This is a genomic window from Brasilonema bromeliae SPC951, assembly GCF_012912135.1.
Taxonomy (GTDB): domain Bacteria; phylum Cyanobacteriota; class Cyanobacteriia; order Cyanobacteriales; family Nostocaceae; genus Brasilonema; species Brasilonema bromeliae.
In genome coordinates this window covers 1-896 of sequence record NZ_QMEB01000440.1, presented here as the reverse complement: position 1 = coordinate 896, position 896 = coordinate 1, and the positions used below count along the sequence as shown (strand labels likewise).

The 896-nt window shown below is 41.7% G+C and carries 1 protein-coding gene; it reads left to right on the top strand.

The window, feature by feature from the left end; all coding sequences use genetic code 11:
* The coding region (locus tag DP116_RS28350; protein ID WP_169158264.1) for a Uma2 family endonuclease at nt 1-386 on the top strand (386 nt) is incomplete at its 5' end.
* Nucleotides 387-896: the final 510 nt, after the last annotated feature.

The following is an 896-nucleotide window of genomic DNA, read 5'->3' as shown; positions in this document are numbered from 1 at the left end:
ACGACCAAAATCAATTGGGCGAAGTTTTTGATTCATCAACTGGATTTACTTTACCTTCAGGGGCTGACCGTTCTCCAGATGTTTCTTGGGTGGAAAAATCTCGTTGGGATGCTTTGACTAAAGACCAAAGAGAAAAATTTATTCCTCTATGTCCTGATTTTGTCATCGAGATACTCTCACCTAATGACAGCTTGAAAAAAACTCAGAAGAAGATGCAAGAGTATATCGAAAATGGTTGTCGTCTAGGTTGGTTGATAAACCGAAAAAAACAGGAAGTAGAAATTTATCGCCCAGGACAAGAGGTGGAAGTTTTAAAATTTCCTCAAACTCTTGGCGGGGAAAGTATTATACCTGGTTTTGTACTCAATATGCAACGAATTTGTTGACACTCCTCAGCCGTCGCGGCTGAGGATTCTTGCTTCATCCGTCCTCCCTAGATACCTAAATGCAAGCATTTAGGTATCCCCGTTTGGATACGTCCACAAGCGTACATGGACTGCCCGACCGCGTTTGATAAGGTTTTTACAAAGCTTTCCTTTGACTCCCACTTGTACAACATTTAGGATTTCTACTACCAGGGTTTCGGTTCAGGAGTTGACCGCCAGACCTACTTCGTTTTTTATTGCCTTCGTTTTTTATTGCCTTCGTTTTTTATTGCGAATTACCGCTGCTTATGATTATTGTCGCACAACATGACGTTTTTGTTCCCGAATATATAAAAGTCGCCCTAGAAGGGCGAGGCTTTAGACCCAGTTTTTCGGTAAAAGTTCGTAGTGTGGAAGCTGTCGCGCTTTTAATCTGCATATTTTTAACCTTTTAATCTGCATATTTTTAACTTTGAAGAAAAACGTCAAGCCCTCTCCCTGACTCCCTCACTCCTTCCCTCCTTCTCTCCC